Below are 17,818 nucleotides of genomic sequence, written 5' to 3'. Positions count from 1 at the left end.
CCTGAAATTCGTGGGAAAGTAAATCAGCAAAGCAGGGAAGACCAGGTTTTATTCAGACGGAGTTTAATTAAAACTTTGTAGGTAAAAGAGAAAAGCCACGAACTACAATTTTGTAAGTGTTCGTGGCTCGTGAAAAATTGGATATTCTAATAAGTTATCGCAACTTCGGGAATTTTTCAGGATTTGCCTCATGCATGATTCCGTAAACTTTTTCGAAAATATCATCAGAAGATGGCTTAGAAAAATAATCACCATCTGTTGCATACGCGGGACGATGTTCCTTGGCTGTAAGCGTTTGCGGTTTACTATCCAGGTAACGGTAAGCATCCTGCTCTTCCAGAATTTTCTGTAAAATATATGCTGAAGCACCGCCCGGTACATCTTCATCTATAACTAACAATCTATTTGTCTTTTTTACACTTTTTACAATATCATGATCTAAATCAAAAGGAAGAAGCGACTGTACGTCTATTATTTCTACGTCAATCCCTATTTCTTCCAGTTCCTGGGCAGTTTGTTCAACTATCCTAAGTGTGGATCCATAAGAAACAATGGTGAGATCTTTCCCTTTTCTAACTGTTTCGGTTACACCAATAGGCGTTTTCAGTTTTCCCAGATTGCCAGGTAATTTTTCTTTAAGACGATAACCATTGAGGCACTCTATCACCAGTGCCGGTGTGTCTATATCTAATAAAGTATTATAAAAACCAGCTGCTTTTGTCATGTTGCGCGGCACCAGGATGTACATCCCTCGAAGCAAATGTATTAAACCACCCAATTGGGAGCCACTATGCCATATGCCTTCCAGCCGGTGGCCTCTTGTTCTTACAATAAGTGGAGCTCTTTGTTTTCCTTTTGTTCTGTAAAGAAGTGTGGAGAGGTCATCACTCATTGTCTGAAGTGCATACATTACATAATCCAAATATTGAATTTCAGCAATTGGTCGCAGGCCTCTTAAGGCCATTCCAATTCCCTGTCCTAAAATAGTTGCTTCACGTATTCCAACATCTGCAACACGCATTTTTCCGTATTTTGCCTGCAGGCCCTCCAGCCCCTGGTTAACATCTCCTATTTCTCCCGCATCTTCCCCAAAAATTAAAGTCTCGGGACGGGAACCAAAAATAGCATCGAAATTATCTCTTAAGATTACCCTGGCGTCAACTTCTACTGCACCTGGCTCGTACTCTGGTTCAATGAGTTGATTTTTTGAATCATTTTCTTCATAAAGATAACTGTTATATTCTTCTTCACTTTGCAGCGCAAATTTCTGGGTCCAATCCATTAATTCCTGCTTTTCGGGAGTTTCTTCTCCAATAACAGAGCGAAGCACCCTCCTGGCGGCAGACATAATATCCTTTTTAATAGATTCTCTGTTAGCCGCCAGCTTATCTTTAATTTCTGATATAACTTTTCTATTCGGACTGCTTTGTGCAACTTTAGACAAAAGCTTTACAAGTTCTTTATGATCTTTACGAACGGGAGCGAGTGCATTCACCCAGGCTTCTCTTTTTCCTTCTCTAACTTTCCGTTTAATTCTTTTATCAATTTCATCCAACTCTTCTTTGGTAGAAAACTGATTATCTATAATCCACTCCCTAAACTTTATATTACAATCATATTCCTTTTCCCAATTAAGCCGGTCTTCACTTTTATAACGCTCGTGAGAACCCGAAGTGGAATGACCCTGGGGCTGTGTAAGTTCTTTAACGTGAATTAAAACGGGACAATGTTCAATTCTGGCAATTTTCGCAGCTTTTTCATATGTCTCGACCAAAGCAACATAATCCCAGCCTTTTACAACCATTATTTCATAACCATCGTTTTCCTGATCCCGCTGGAAGCCTTTCAGGATTTCCGAAATGCTTTCCTTTGTGGTTTGATGGCGGGCATGAACGGAAATTCCGTACTCATCATCCCATACACTCATTACCATGGGCACCTGTAAAACTCCGGCAGCATTTATCGTTTCCCAAAAATGGCCTTCACTGGTGCTGGCATTACCTATTGTTCCCCAGGCTACTTCATTTCCATTATCTGAAAACTTTTCAGATGGGATACCTTCAACATTTCTGTAGATTTTAGAGGCCTGGGCAAGACCTAATAATCTTGGCATTTGTCCGGCCGTAGGGGAAATATCTGCACTGGAATTTTTTTGCTGAATTAAATTTTTCCAGCTGCCGTCTTTGTTTAAGCTGTGTGTGGTAAAATGACCTCCCATTTGCCGGCCGGCAGACATCGGTTCGTTTTCGATATCGGTATCGGCGTATAAACCGGCGAAGAACTCCTGAATTGAAAGTTCATTAATAGCCATCATGAAGGTTTGATCGCGGTAATATCCCGATCTAAAATCACCATTTTTAAAAGCTTTGGCCATAGCCAACTGTGGTAATTCTTTACCATCTCCAAAAATGCCAAATTTTGCTTTTCCCGTGAGCACTTCCCGTCTGCCCAGGATACTACATTCCCGACTGGTAGCAGCAATTTTATAATCTTCCAGAACCTGAGCCTTAAAATCTTCGAATGAAATGGAATCTTTTGTTTTAGTTTCGCTATGCATGAACTTATTTTTGGATCCTCACAAATATAATGAAAAGTATGACTGTAAACAATTCATTAATTTTCAATTTTATTGAATATTTCTTATTCAAAGTAACTAAATTTTACATTTAGATAAATTAACACGAAATTAAGAGCCTTGAGCCTGAGAATTATGAAATGGGTAATGGTGAAATTAAACCTAATACCATCTTCTCGTAAATAAGCCTAGAAGTGTATTGATATCCAGGGAAACAATAAATCGAATCTTTTGATCGTAGGAAGGTTGTGCTATTTCCCAGCCTAGATTGGAATATACAGGAAAGAACAACTCGAAATAGTCAGCTACCAGGTTTACTCTTACTCCTGTATCATAAAGAAATGCCGGAGTTTCATATTGGTTTTTTATCATTCCGAGGTCTCCATACACATACACCCATTTCCAGATATTGGTACTTGCATTAAAAGTTGTGATCCACTGATTCGCAAATTCCGGCTGTAACTGAGATTTAAAACCACCTTCAGCCGGAATTATTTGCTGGCTAAAAAGACCCGTCCCCTGGCTTCTTCCGTAGTAATTATAGTCGAAGAGGTAATCTGTAGGACGATCTAAAGCAAAACTAAAATAGTCGTGATCGCGACTGTCATTATAAAGAAATGTTCCTGCAAAAAGCCTGAGATTTACTTGTCGGTTGTTTTTAAACAGCTTACGGTATTCAAGGCTCAGAGATATTTTACTGAATTTTTCGGCGAGCTGGTAGTCAAAAGACCCCCTGTAATAGTTTACCACATTGGGGTTGCTATAGGTGTAATTTACATTGAACACATTATAGTCAGGCTGCTCGACCGGGTTGTCCAGGTCAACGTCTCGTTTTACATTGATATTTCTAATCATAAGGAATTGTCTCTCGTTGCTACGGAGATATTTATTACGATAGGAAAACGTGAGGAAAGGAGAAAATTTCTCGTAAAAAAGATCATATCCATACGAAAAGCGTGTGCCGCTAATACCATATCTTACAGCATAAAGTTCTGCATTTTCATACTGGTGTGTATAAGAAAAGGAAGCCGATCCTACAATGGTCTTACTGTTAAAGCCATATTTTGGCGATATTTTAAAATTAAAATTTTTATTTAAAAAGGTTTCATTGTAGAGCTTAGGGCCAATAGAAATTCCGTCATAAAGATTGTAATCAAACTCCGGCATAAAAAACAACTGATTGTACTTTGGGTCTTCCACATCCTGAAGCAATCGGAATTGTAGAGGCTTATCGAAAATTGTAGTAACTGCTTTAAAGTTATTACGCTGATTGATCTCCGGAATCTTCTGCTCATAATTTACAGCCACGCGCTCTACATCTTTTCGGGGTATGGTGACTTCTTTTAATTTATCAATTTCCTCAACCCAAGTTTTGGAGACTACTTTACCGTCGTTTATTCCATATACAGAAACAGGCATGTTGTTATCCCGCCTGTTTCTGACAGTAACGACCAGAGAGTCATCCTGTTTTTTAACCTTTTTAATTGAGAAATCTATTTTCCCGTTGGTTTGAACATAATCTTCAAAAAACCAGGAAATATCTTTTGAAGCATTATTTTTTAGAATTTGCCCGAACTTTTCCTGTGAGGTAGGCTGAAGTTTATAATTGCTATAGAATTGAGAAATAGATTCTTTCACAGCATCTGATCCCAAATAATCTTCCAGGTACCTCAGACCAACTCCAGCCTTATAGGCATTAGCTATATTTTTATTGAATTTGACTAACGAGTCCTGACGGGTAGCCAGTGGCTGGTCAAAATTTAATCTGGCGGCATTCATGTACATTAACTGATACTGATCATTAAATTCTAAATCGGCAGCATGAAACCAACGTATTCCAATAATATCACTCAAATTACCAATGAGCTTCATTTTTGGATAGTAGTTATCGACATAATCCATTATAAGCGAAACGAGGATAGCATCATTTACCCATTGGTCTTTACGTGGATCAAATAAAAGTGTGTTCTTTAAATAATTATTAGTTATAGTCTTGAATTGCTTAATATCGTACTGAAAACCATCAGGAAAAGGTCTGATGAAACCAGGTAACTGGTTTAACCCATACATTGGACTATTAAGGTAATCTTCCTGTGTTACAAAAATGTGGTTGTGAGGATATTCCCCCAGTCGTTCATTTAGGAATTTTAAAATTCGGCCAAGAATAATTTCCTTTACTTCAGTCTGAAGATTGTCATCCTTAAGATTTGTAATTATTTCATGTGAATGGGCATATATATTCTCAAAGATATAAGTTTTGGTTAGGTAAAGCTTAGACTCAATCCTATCTTCGCCTATAAATCTCACTGTCTTCCTTTCATTTTTATTGTGGATCTCCAGCATATTAAGTGCTGAGGCGGCATAATAATCTATGGGGATATTCAGCAATAATTCAATATCTGCTGGCGGTGTATAATCCAGATCCAAATTTTGATGACTGTAAATTTTCCAGCTGCCATCATGGACAGCAGGTGTAATGTACCAGTATCTAAGCTTATAGTTTCCTTCACTGTCTTTGCCGTACCGGGTAAACTTGTCCTGAGGGACTTTAATCGCGTAATTAAGATTAATAGTCTGTTTTTCTCCGGGGGGAAGAGGTTTGGAAAGGGAGATTTTAATAATATCGACACGGCCAGCAAGTCTCTCCCAAATTAAAGGAGTATTGTTGTTCGTAAAGGAATAAATTTTTGTTCCGCCACGTTCTTCTTCCCCGGCAAAATGAAATCTCCTTACAAATTCTTCTGAAAATCTCTTTCCCAGGAAACTACTTTTACTGCTAAAAGCATTTATCCAGTCATTCAGATAAATTTGCGTAAGAGGCTCATTGCTTTGATTTTCATATTCAATTACCTGTTGAATATATATGGAATCTACCTTTTCGTCCAGTTTAGCTTCAACTGAAATAGAATGTTGTCCAAAACTAACTGAAGTTAAGGCAAAAAGGAGGATTAAGAAGAAAAAGTGCTTCAAAGGATTATAGAAAATTTAGGTAAGGATATTTGAACTAAAGTAATTAAAGTTTGTTTTACATGAATACATATTAGTAACTAGAAATTTGGGCTTAAATTGTACTCATCATAGAATTTGTCCAATGCTTCAATTACTTCATCTTCTGTATCTACGACCTGTACAAGATCTATATCAGCGGTGCTTATATTTTGAAAGCTATCACATAATGTAGTCTGAATCCAGTCTACGAGGCCCCCCCAGAAATCTCTTCCAACAAGAATAATTGGAAATTTATCAATTTTATGGGTTTGAATAAGAGTAACTGCTTCGAAAAGCTCATCCAGCGTTCCAAATCCCCCCGGCATTACTACGAAACCCTGAGAGTATTTTACGAACATTACTTTTCTTACAAAAAAATAGTCGAAATCCAAACTCTTGTCATTGTCTATATAAGGATTATCATGTTGCTCGAAAGGAAGATCAATATTTAACCCAACAGAAGTTCCCCCACCAAGATGAGCACCTTTATTTCCTCCTTCCATTATTCCGGGGCCGCCACCGGTTATAACGCCGTAACCGTGATCTACAATTTTGGTAGCAATACTTTCAGCCAGTTTATAATATTTTTGATCGGGTTTTGTTCGTGCCGATCCGAAAATAGAGACGCAGGGACCAATCTGACTCAACTTTTCGTATCCATTTACAAACTCTCCCATTATCTTAAAAATTGCCCAGGAGTCGTTCGTTTTGATTTCATTCCAGGCTTTATTGCCTTGCTTTGCTCTCATATATAATTATGTTTTATTGCAATTCTTTTTTAAGAAATTTAGCAGTATAGCTTGTTTTATGTTTAGCTACTTCCTCCGGAGTTCCTGTGGCAATTACTTTACCTCCATTTTTACCACCTTCATAACCTATATCAATAATGAAGTCCGTCATTTTTATGACGTCCATATTATGTTCTATGATTAAAACAGTATTTCCTTTGTTTGCCAGTCTGTTAAGTACATCCATTAGTACACGAATATCTTCAAAGTGTAGTCCTGTTGTGGGTTCATCAAGAATGTAAAAGGTATTTCCTGTATCTCTCTTGGAAAGTTCTGTAGCTAATTTTATACGCTGTGCTTCACCTCCAGATAAGGTGGTGCTTTGCTGCCCCAATGTAATATAACCCAGCCCTACATCCTTAATCGTTTTTAACTTTCTGTAGATTTTAGGAATAGGCTCAAAAAACTGAGTAGCGTCGTTTATAGTCATCTCAAGAACATCAGCAATGGATTTGCCTTTGTATCTTATCTCCAGGGTCTCCCTATTAAAACGTTTGCCATGGCAGGTCTCACATTCTACATAAACATCTGGAAGAAAATTCATTTCGATTACCCTTAATCCGCCGCCTTTGCAGGTTTCACATCTGCCACCCTTTACATTAAAGCTAAAGCGCCCCGGTTTATAGCCTCTTATTTGAGCTTCAGGAGTTTTTGTAAAGAGACTTCTGATTTCCGAAAAGACACCTGTATAAGTTGCGGGATTGGAGCGAGGGGTTCTACCGATCGGAGATTGGTTAATATCTATTACCTTATCGATATGTTCAAGCCCCTTTATACTTTTATATGGCTTTGGAACCTTAACACCATTAAAATAATGAGCATTCATTATGGGGTACAAAGTCTCGTTGATAAGAGTGGATTTCCCGCTACCTGAAACGCCGGTAACGGCAATCATTTTGCCTAAAGGAATATCAATAGAAACATTTTTAAGATTATTCCCGGTTGCGCCTTTTAAAGAAATACTTTTTCCATTTCCCTTTCTCCGTTCTTTTGGGACTTCAATTTGTTTCGTGCCATTTAAATAAGAAGCTGTTAAGGTATCATGATTCTTAATTTCTGAAGGAGTTCCCTCACTAATTATTTCCCCACCGTTCTTTCCTGCCAAAGGGCCAATATCAATAACATGATCTGCCCTTTCAATCATATCCTTATCGTGTTCTACAACAATAACAGTATTTCCCAGATCGCGAAGGGAAACAAGAGAATTGATTAGTTTTTCATTATCCCGCTGATGCAGACCGATACTTGGCTCATCCAAGATATAGAGAACCCCCACCAGTTGCGAACCAATTTGTGTAGCCAGTCTTATCCTCTGTGCTTCTCCACCAGAAAGGGATTTTGATCCTCTGTTTAGGGAAAGGTATGTTAACCCCACATCTGTTAAAAACTGAAGTCTGGTTCTTATCTCCTTAATGACTTCGGTTGCAATTAATTGTTGCTTGTCGGTCAATTTGCCTTCGAGTCCCGAAAACCATTCTGCAAGATCTGTAATATCTTTTTGAGCCAGTTCAGCAATGTTTTGATCATTTACTTTAAAATAGAGAGATTCCCTTCTTAAACGGCTACCATGACAGGTAGGACATTCTATTTTATCCATATACTCTTTGGCCCATCGTCTCAGGGAAGTAGAGTCATTGTTATTGTACGTAGTCTCAATAAAAGTCGCGACTCCTTCAAAATCAATTTTAAATTCCCTGGTAATCCCGAGTGTCTTCGATTCTTTAGAAAACTTTTCTTTTCCTCCATAAAGAATCATTTCCAAAGCTTCCTTAGGAATTTTCGAAACGGGATCTGTAAGTTTAAAGTCAAATCTTTCGGCGATCAGTTCAAGCTGCGAAAAGATCCAGTTCTTTTTCTGAGGACCGTGTGGTGCGAGGGCTCCATTCTTTATAGATTTCTTTTCGTCAGGAATAATTTTACTGATATTGACTTTGTGAAGAGTTCCAATTCCATTACAGTCGGGACAAGCACCTTTAGGCGAATTGAAACTAAATGTATTCGGTTCAGGATTTGGATAAGATATTCCGGTAGAAGGACACATCAAATTTCTGCTGAAATATCTAATTTCATTTGTTTCATGGTCAAGAATCATTAACGTATCATCACCATGATACATAGCAGTCTTAATGCTTTCACTAAGTCGCTTCTGTCCATCTGTTTTATCGTCGATCTGAAGCCGATCTATAATAATCTCAATATCGTGGGTCTTATATCGGTCCAGTTTCATCCCCTTCACGATATCCCTAACTTCACCGTCTACTCTTACCTTAACAAACCCTTGCTTGGAGATTTGTTCAAAATTTTCGCGATAATGGCCTTTTCTGGACCTTATTACCGGCGCAAGTATATTAACTCTCTTGCCGTTAAATTTTTTAATGATAAGATCCTTTATCTGGGAGTCGGTATAACTCACCATCTTTTCACCTGTCTTGTAGCTGTAAGCGTCTGCGGCACGGGCAAAAAGTAGTCTCAAGAAGTCATAGATTTCTGTAATTGTACCTACTGTACTTCTGGGGTTTTTGCTGGTAGTCTTCTGTTCAATGGCAATAACGGGAGAAAGACCTTCTATTTTATCTACATCTGGTCTTTCCAGTCCGCCAAGAAACTGTCTTGCATAAGCAGAAAAGGTTTCGATATATCTTCTTTGTCCTTCGGCATAAATTGTATCAAAAGCCAGGGAAGATTTACCAGAACCTGACAGTCCTGTTATTACCACCAATTTTTCCCGGGGAATGCTAACATCAATATTCTTTAAATTATGGACTCTTGCCCCTAAAACCTCAATATTATCTTCGCTTTCCGTCATAAATTTATTCAAGGTGGCAAAGGTACTTAAAGTGTTGCTAATTAAAAAGGGAGCTTAAATTATGCAGTGTTAATTTAGATGTAAAATTACTAATCTCTTCTCTGAGATAAATCATTTGGTAAATCTTTCTAGAAAATGCTATGGAAACTAAAACTATAGAGGTTAAAGATTTGTGAATGAAACTTTAATTTCTGTGAAATCAGGTAGTGGAACTGTTAAAATGAGAAGCTTGACCTGTTCCTTAACGAACTAAGTGTCAGTATTATATTACCTCTTTTTTTCGATGCATTTTTAATTTTGATCTATATTTGACTATTGTCATGTTAATAATAATTCTCCCCCATAATTAATATATTCTTAAATGATACCTCATAATATCTAGGATGATTAAAAATATCATAATTTTTTAAAATGGAGGTCAGTAATAATAATGTGTATGAGTGAGAAAAAACAACTGCTTCTTATTTCAGTAAATAACGAAATGGTTCTGGAGATGAAGGAATCATTAAGTCCTTATTTTAATGTGGTAAATGTTGAATCAGTACATGTAGGATACAGCATGGCATTAGAACTTTTACCTGATCTTATTTTTATAGATGGTTCTGCTTTTAACCTTTTAGAGGACATTAGGAATGTTTCAAATTTCAGATCTACTCATTTTCTAGTTAAGAGCTGGATTTTTTTATTAGTACCCAACGAGTCAGGTAACGAAATAATAAAGGAATTTGATAAGATTGCAGACGGCTTTTTTTTAAAGGGCACACCATTGGAGACTATATATAAAAGGATAATTAGCAAAGTGTACTCGAAAAATTCTCTTTCCAATTATTGGAAGGATTGTTTTATGGGAATGTTCAACTTCATGCCAAAGCCGGTACTGCTTCTGGAGCAGAATAACATCCTGGCTATGAACGATGAGTTTAAACAAATTTTTAGGCCTTTAAAATCCAAGAGTCATAGACTTACAGATTTTGTTGATATAGAGAACAGAGCAAAACTCGAGATAAGTCTTAGAAACTTTTCAAGAGGTAAATATATGCGAGAAACAGTTCGTACTTCACTTTTATTGAGTAACAATAAAGCAAGGAATGCTTTTGTTAATTTCTCAAAGCTGAAAAAGGGAATGGATGATCAATTTATTCTTATGATAGATTTTTCAGGTTCCGATGGTTCTGCTGACCAGAATATAAATGTTAAATCCGCTGATGTAGAAAACTGCACTGTAGAGGAAAATAGCTTGTGTGATTTTAATTTTACGAAACGCGAAAAGGAAATAATAGAGTTACTATGTAAAGGATACAAAACAAAAGAGATTTCCAGTACATTATTCATTTCTCCTAAGACCATAGAAAAGCACCGTTCAAATATTATAAAAAAGACAAAGTCAGATACTATGCTGGAGAGCATAATTTATGCAATAAACCACAATCTCATAGAAGTAAGCGCGCCCTGAAAACAGGTTTAGGATTTAATCATGGGTTTAATAAAATAAATTATTAAAAAAGAAAGAAATTAAACGAAAAACGAAATATGAGGGTTTTCCCCCATTGTTTCAAGGTCTGAATAGGACTACATTTATATCAGGATAAGAAAAGTCACCCCTACTTCTAAGTCTTATTCTTTAAACCAATACATCGCCTCAGATTTACAAGAACAATATATCCTTAGGATAAGTTATGTGCACTAAAGCTATCTCTATACATATTTAGAAGAAATATAATTATGAAAAACTTTAACTTATTTCCACTATGTGTTGCTGCTCTGTTAGTTTTCCTGTTTTCTTGTAACGAGGAAGAAATTAAAACTGAATCAACACCTTCTGACAGGACCACTCTTACCTTCGGAATAGCGTTACAAGATTTACTTAATGTTGGCTCCCGAGGTGAAAACGATTTCTCTGATTTTCCTGAATGTTCAGACAATGATCCAGCAAAGGTTCATATCACACTTTCTTTAGATGGCGCGGATTTTCCTGCTATAATTCTTGATGTTTTATCAGATGATTTAGACAATGATGGAGATACAGAGTTTTACACCGATTATTCAGAAGAATTGGAATTGCTTCCAGATAATTACCAGCTAGAGGAGTTTATAATTTATGATACAAATAACGAAATACTATGGATTGCTCCCAAAAACGAGGAGGGTGAAGGAAACTACTATGGATACGTTAATAATCTGCTTCCCATAACTGTTGATCTTACTGCAGGTGTTAAAAAGTATGTTGAAGTAGAAGTATTATGCTTTGATGATCGAGTGGCCAATACATATGGATATCAATTTTTTGATTTGATTCCAAACAGATTGTATGAATTTTGTTTAGCAGCTAATTTATGCCTAAACGGGGAAGTTTATATGGCAAATTACAGTCTGGAGTTGTTCTATGTAAGAAATGCCGGAGAAGACATTCTCCTATATCCACAAGAAACCCTCGTCACCCCTGAATTAGGCCGCAATGAAGACAATGAATTTTATGCAAAACCGGTATGCGTAATTATACCCTCGCCACAGTATGGAGAAGCAGATGATGAAGAATACTTATACTTTCAATTAACTCTGTTGGATTGGCCTGAAAATTATGGAGATATAGAAGATGGAGAAGTGGTACAGGGCGGATATCTCACCTGGGAAATGATTGAGATTTTAAGAAATACAGATGATGATACATCAACTGAGGATGACGATCTTAGGTTTCTTCAGTTCTTTCTTAATTGCGGCCCGGGAGGAGGGGATTGTATACCAACACCAACAGATTCCGATGGAAACTGTATACCGGATAGTGTGCAGCAAATGGGTTACGCGTTCTTTGATCTACAGGAAAAAGAATTAATTGAATTTTGTCTCTTCGGAAATTTCTGCACCTCTAATGGAAGACATTATGTTGCTTCATATAGTGTTGATGTATGGAGCTATTCTGAAGGTGAAATTAGTTCTCAGCTTTACGATGATCTTTTCGCTCCGGTCACAATGATAGACGGAGAGTATTCAGCAGATCCTCTGTGTGTGCTTCTACCCGATGGTAGCGGTACAGATGAATTTTTTGTAGAAATAACTATTTATGGAACCGATGAATATGGCGCTACGGAGGAGATAATCCGGAGCGGAGTGATAACAGATAATGACATTAGAGGATTGTTTGAGGGGGAAAATAATCTAAATTATCTCCACTTTTTTGAAGGCTGTAATGAGGGCGACAGTCCTCCTCTTTTTGACGATTATCAATATTAACTGAACTGAAGAAACAAAAGGCATATGTAGCTTTGGTAAAAAAAATTATTAACCATTCTGAATATATTAACCTAACATTTTTATTTATGAAAAAGTTTAAAATTACGATGGCGTCCATTTTTATACTGGCGTTGTTTTTAACCTCCTGTAGTCAGGAGGAAGCAGAACCCGCTATAGATGGCAGCACTAATAAAGCTACCTTGTCTTTTGGCGCAACTTTAAATGACCTTTTGAACAATCGTTCTCAGACTAAGAACCACTTTTCTGATGTTCCCGAATGTTCTGATGCAGCTCCGGCCTACGTGATGGTAGTATTGTCTTTGGACGGAGAAGATATGGATGCAGTTAGGTTAGAAGTACTTTCTGATGACCTCAATAATGATGGTGTTATGGATTATTTCACTGATTATTCAGCTGATCTCGAATTAACTCCAGACCAATATGTGTTAGAGCAATTTGTTGTATACGATTCGGAAGATAATATTATATGGATAGCTCCTATAGACGATGATAACAGTGGGGAATTTAATGGTTATGTTATAAATCCTCTTCCCATGATTATTGATCTTGGTCCCGGAGTTAAGAAATATGTAGATGTTGAGGTGCTTTGTTTTGATGATCGTGAAGTTAATCAATATGGATATCTGTTCTTTGACCTTGTACCCAGAGAATTAAAAGAATTCTGCCTATTTGCAAATTACTGTACACCTAATGGCAGACATTATACTGCAAATTATAGCCTTGAGCTTTGGTATATTCGAGATGGAGAAGATGATATTCAGCTATATCCTCGTGCGACTCCCAGCGTACCTTTTACAGGAAATAATGATAGTAACGATTATTATGCTGAACCTTTATGTGTGGTGATACCTATGCCTCAGTTTGGAGAAGAAGCGGATGATGAGTACCTATATTATAGATTAACTCTTCTTGACTGGCCGGGAAATTATGGCAATATAGAAGATGGTGCTTATGTAGAAGATGGATATCTAAGCTGGGAAAATATAGAAGACCTGCTTGGAACTAACGATGCTAGTATAGATTATTTACACATTTTCTTCAATTGTGATGATACTCCAGGAGGCGGTGATTGTCCTGCAGGACCAGGTGATTTAGATGGAGACTGTGTACCTGATAATGATGATGTTTGTCCGGGATATGATGATCGTATAGATTCTGATGACGACGGAACACCAGACGGATGCGACATGTGTGAAGGTGGCGATGATGACATTGATGAAGACGCTAATGGAATTCCTGATGGTTGTGATTATGCAATACCAGGTGACGATTGTGAGACAGCTTTTATGTTTGGTGATAATACCTTCATTTCTCTTGGCCTTACCAATGGAAGATGGGGTTGGGCTGAGGAATTTGATGAAGTAGATGGTTCTTACAACTTTGACCTCTATGCTGGCGCAGGCCGGAACATCACCTCTAATGGTTATAAGGCCGGTGTTGTAACTATAACAGTTTCTGGAGTAGATGTCGAAGTTGATATAGATTTAGAGCCCGGTGTGACTTTGAGTGAAACCCACATCTATTTAAATGATGTAGAGCCATGGACTACTGCCCCGGGACAGTATGGCAATACAGACGAAGAGCCGGGAATTTCAGGGGAAACCTATAACCTCACCTATAGTGGTGATGGAGATTTCTGGATTGTGGTCCATGCAGTGACCTGTCAATAAATTAAACCGTATCGCTAACCGTGAAATTGCGGGTAGTGCTTCCTTTTCTTCAATATGAAAAGATAAACGTAATAAACACTTAATATCCGAAAGGAAAATTCTGTAAATCAAGACCAGAAATCTTAAGGATATTTTTATTAACTATTCTAAATATTAACCTAAAATTTTTTAATTATGAAAAAGCTTAAAATTACAATGATGTCAATCCTGGCATTGACCATGTTTTTAACCTCTTGTAGTAAAGAGGAATCAGAGTCTGCAGTAGAAGGAAGCGCAGAGAAAGCCACTTTATCCTTTGGTGCGACTCTAAATGACCTTTTGAACAATAGGTCCCAAACTAAGAGCCATTTTTCTGATGTACCGGAGTGTTCTGATGCTGCACCGGCCAGTGTGATGGTTGTTCTTTCCATGGACGGAGAAGACATGGACGCAGTAACCCTTGATGTTCTTTCTGACGATTTAGATAATGATGGTGTTATGGACTATTTTACCGATTATTCAGCTGATCTGGAATTGACTCCAGGTACTTATCAACTCGAAGAATTCATTGTTTATGACGACGATAATAATATGATCTGGATTGCTCCAATAGATGAAGATGATAGTGGAGAGTTCAATGGATATGTGACAGATGCACTTCCAATGACTATTAACCTTGGAGCAGGAGTGAAGAAATATGTAGATGTTGAGGTGCTTTGTTACGATGACCGTGAGGTAAATCAATATGGCTACTTGTTTTTTGACTTTGAAGGTAAAGAAGTAATAGAATTTTGTCTCTTTGGAAACTTCTGCCCACCAAACGGAAGACACTACGTGGCTTCTTATAGCGTAGACGTATGGCTTCGTGAAGATGGTGAAAACACGAACCAAATTTACAATGGAGTTGAAGCAGATGTTGTAATGGAAAATGGAGAATATTCTGCAGCACCAGTGTGTTTTGCACTGCCTGATGGAGCAGGTGATGATGAATATTACTTTGAGATTACAATCATGGAAACAGATCAATATGAAACTGTAGAGAGAATAATCCGTAGTGGGGTAATTACTGATACAGAAGTAAGATCTTTCTTTGATGGTGAAGATAATATGGATTATTTGCACTTCTTCTACGGATGTGGACAAACAGATACACCACCTATTTTTACTGATCCCGAAGATGAAGCGATGAACTACAAAGCTTGTTTAAAAGAACTTAATGATTCTGGAGCAGTAGCTTTTTCTTATGCGAGACTTGAAGGAAACATATTATACACTTCAGTATTAGCTTACAATATGGAGGTAGGTCAAAGACATCCTCAGCATATTCATGGGTTCACAGATGGAACTGATGCAAATGAAGATAATGCTACCTGTCCTGATATGGGCGATGATACTAACGGAAATGGTTTTGTAGAAATAGGAGAAGGAGCGCCATATTATGGTCCTGTACAACTGGCATTAGTTCAGGGAGATGGGGATTTTCCATTAGCAAATTGGGGTATGGGCATGTACTTCTATGAAAGAACTTTCACTTTAACTAATGCTGAATTGGAGCTTGTAACGCCATTAGACAAAAAAGTAACGGTTTTGCATGGTCTCAGTGTAGATCTTGACGGAGCTGGAACAGAAGATGATGACGACTACGAGGCTACACTTCCAGTTGCCTGTGGACAGTTTATTTTGCAGTAAATACAATAGGGGAGAGATAAAGATAATTTATTTTTCTCCCGGATTTTTATTCGGGAAAGAGCACTCACAGGTGCTCTTTCCCTGAATAGAAAATCTTCTATATCATTCTATTAGTTAACCAAAACGTTTTATTATGAGAAATTTTAAATTGATATTTACCTTTATCGGGGCAATTGCTCTGCTTCTCACTTCCTGTAGTAAAGAGGAATCAGAGTCCGCTATAGAAGGAAGCACAGACAAAGCTACTTTGTCCTTTGGGGCGACTTTGAATGATCTTTTGAACAACCGTTCCCAGACCAAAAACCATTTTTCTGATGTACCGGAATGTTCTGATGCTGCACCGGCCAGTGTAATGGTTGTCCTTTCTATGGGCGGAGAGGCCATGGACGCAGTAACCCTGGATGTTCTTTCAGACGATCTAAACAACGACGGTGTAATGGATTATTTTACCGATTATTCGGGTGATCTTGAACTAACTCCGGGCACTTATCAACTCGAAGAATTTATTGTTTATGACGATTCCAACAATATGATCTGGATTGCGCCAATAGATGAGGATGATAGTGGAGAGTACAACGGCTATGTGACAGATGCACTCCCAATAACCATTAATCTTGGAGCAGGAGTGAAGAAGTATGTAGATGTTGAGGTGCTTTGTTACGATGACCGTGAAGTAAATCAATACGGCTACTTGTTTTTTGATATAATTCCACGGGAACTCTATGAATTATGCTTCTTTACAAACTATTGTACAGAAAATGGCAGGCACTATACAGCAAATTACAGTGTTGATCTTTGGTATGTTATAGAAGGTGCAGATGATGAACTGTTAATTGAAGATTCTATGCCTGTGACGGACATTAATCAATATGGAGATTACTATGCAGAACCTGTTTGTATGACTATTCCGGCACCTATGCTTGGTGAGGATGGAGAAGATGGATATCTCTATTATGAAGTAACTCTTCTCGATTGGGAAGGTAATTACTCAGACATAGAAGATGGATCTATAACTAAGTCCGGATACTTGAGCTGGAATGAAATAGAAGACCTACTTGATGCCGATGAAAATGATTCCACAGTTGATTACTGGCACGTGTTCTTAGGTTGCGGACAAGATGACGGTCAAACTGGCGGCGGAAACGGTGGAGGAGAAGATTGTGAGAATACAGATCCTACTGCAGACTGTGATGATGATGGTGTTGCGAACAGATGTGATGAGAATGCGGTCGGCTATGGAGAGTTTGATTGCGATAATGATGGCATTGACAATATGGACGAGAATGACGGATGTGTTGATGATTCTGATCCCAATTGTGGTGAAGAGGTAGCAGAGGAACCTGAACCATGTCTTCCTACGGCTGATACTGGATGTATAACATCTACGTTTGAGGGTACAGTTTCGAACGATTTTCCGATTGAGTGGATTTACAATGATACAGCTATTGGCACCTTGAGATTCACTGTAGAAGAAGATGGAGATTTGGTAGTTGGAGCTACCTTCTTTGTACAGGAAGGTTATAGCATGGATAATATTGAGATTCTCGTGAATGGCGAAGTGATCAAATGTACTGATACGGATTTAGCTAGCACTTTATATCAAATAACAGTAGAAGGGGATTTCAGTTATACAGATCTGGAAGTAGAGGTGAGAGCTAATCTCTGCAATATCCTGGAATAATAATCTTCTATAATTTTTTAACCGGGGGGTGACTAATTATTTAGAAGATTAATTGACTTCTCCAATTTATGGGAGAAGCAATGGAGAAGGCCATTCAGATTTTTCTGAATGGCTTTCTTTTTTGTTAAAATTTACATAAAATTTTTTTTAGTTCTAATAATCTTTATGTTCGTATAGATACATTTTGAGTAAAGGTCGTTCATTTTTTAGCATCGCGTTGGGAGTACCTGAAACACAGATATTTTTATAGAAAAAAAAAGAAATTGAATTCCGTAAATTGGACCGTCCTAATTGGAATAAAAATCTTTCGTTGATCTTGTAGGAATCTAGCTGTTAAAGTACTAGTGCCAATTTGAAGGTTACTTGTGGTATGGACTTTGCAAATTATCAAAA

Annotated in this window: 9 protein-coding genes; 5 read left to right on the top strand and 4 right to left on the bottom strand. The window is 37.6% G+C overall.

Going from position 1 to position 17,818, the window contains the following annotated elements:
* Positions 1–154 precede the first annotated feature (154 nt).
* The 4 genes from RM545_RS04560 to uvrA form a co-directional block, all read right to left on the bottom strand.
* Complete coding sequence (locus tag RM545_RS04560) at positions 155–2,557, bottom strand: alpha-ketoacid dehydrogenase subunit alpha/beta (RefSeq protein ID WP_311494139.1); 2,403 nt, start codon at positions 2,555–2,557, stop codon at positions 155–157.
* Positions 2,558–2,737: 180 nt separating this feature from the next.
* Positions 2,738–5,545: a gluzincin family metallopeptidase gene (locus RM545_RS04555; protein ID WP_311494138.1), complete on the bottom strand. Its 2,808-nt coding sequence runs from the start codon at positions 5,543–5,545 to the stop codon at positions 2,738–2,740.
* A gap of 77 nt (positions 5,546–5,622) precedes the next feature.
* Complete coding sequence (locus RM545_RS04550) at positions 5,623–6,312, bottom strand: LOG family protein (protein WP_311494137.1); 690 nt, start codon at positions 6,310–6,312, stop codon at positions 5,623–5,625.
* A gap of 13 nt (positions 6,313–6,325) precedes the next feature.
* Positions 6,326–9,157, bottom strand: coding sequence for an excinuclease ABC subunit UvrA (gene uvrA / locus RM545_RS04545; RefSeq protein WP_311494136.1), 2,832 nt, complete (start codon positions 9,155–9,157; stop codon positions 6,326–6,328).
* Positions 9,158–9,593: 436 nt separating this feature from the next.
* Here uvrA and RM545_RS04540 point away from each other — a divergent pair, with 436 nt between their 5' ends.
* From RM545_RS04540 to RM545_RS04520, 5 genes are all read left to right on the top strand, one after another.
* Positions 9,594–10,610 (top strand): LuxR C-terminal-related transcriptional regulator, encoded by a 1,017-nt coding sequence (locus tag RM545_RS04540; RefSeq protein WP_311494135.1) that lies wholly within the window; start codon positions 9,594–9,596, stop codon positions 10,608–10,610.
* Positions 10,611–10,879: 269 nt separating this feature from the next.
* Entirely contained in the window at positions 10,880–12,385 is a 1,506-nt protein-coding gene (locus tag RM545_RS04535) for a hypothetical protein (protein WP_311494134.1), read from the top strand.
* Between the two features lie 86 nt (positions 12,386–12,471).
* Entirely contained in the window at positions 12,472–14,076 is a 1,605-nt protein-coding gene (locus RM545_RS04530) for a hypothetical protein (RefSeq protein ID WP_311494133.1), read from the top strand.
* 174 nt (positions 14,077–14,250) lie between these two features.
* Positions 14,251–15,744: a hypothetical protein gene (locus tag RM545_RS04525; RefSeq protein ID WP_311494132.1), complete on the top strand. Its 1,494-nt coding sequence runs from the start codon at positions 14,251–14,253 to the stop codon at positions 15,742–15,744.
* 133 nt (positions 15,745–15,877) lie between these two features.
* Positions 15,878–17,425 carry a hypothetical protein gene (locus RM545_RS04520; RefSeq protein ID WP_311494131.1) on the top strand — a complete coding sequence of 516 codons (1,548 nt, stop codon included), beginning with the start codon at positions 15,878–15,880 and terminating at the stop codon, positions 17,423–17,425.
* The last annotated feature ends 393 nt before the right edge of the window (positions 17,426–17,818 follow it).

Source organism: Autumnicola lenta, assembly GCF_031846515.1.
Taxonomy (GTDB): Bacteria; Bacteroidota; Bacteroidia; order Flavobacteriales; family Flavobacteriaceae; genus Autumnicola; species Autumnicola lenta.
The sequence above is the reverse complement of the archived record's forward strand: the minus strand, read 5'-3'. Positions and strand labels throughout refer to the sequence as shown.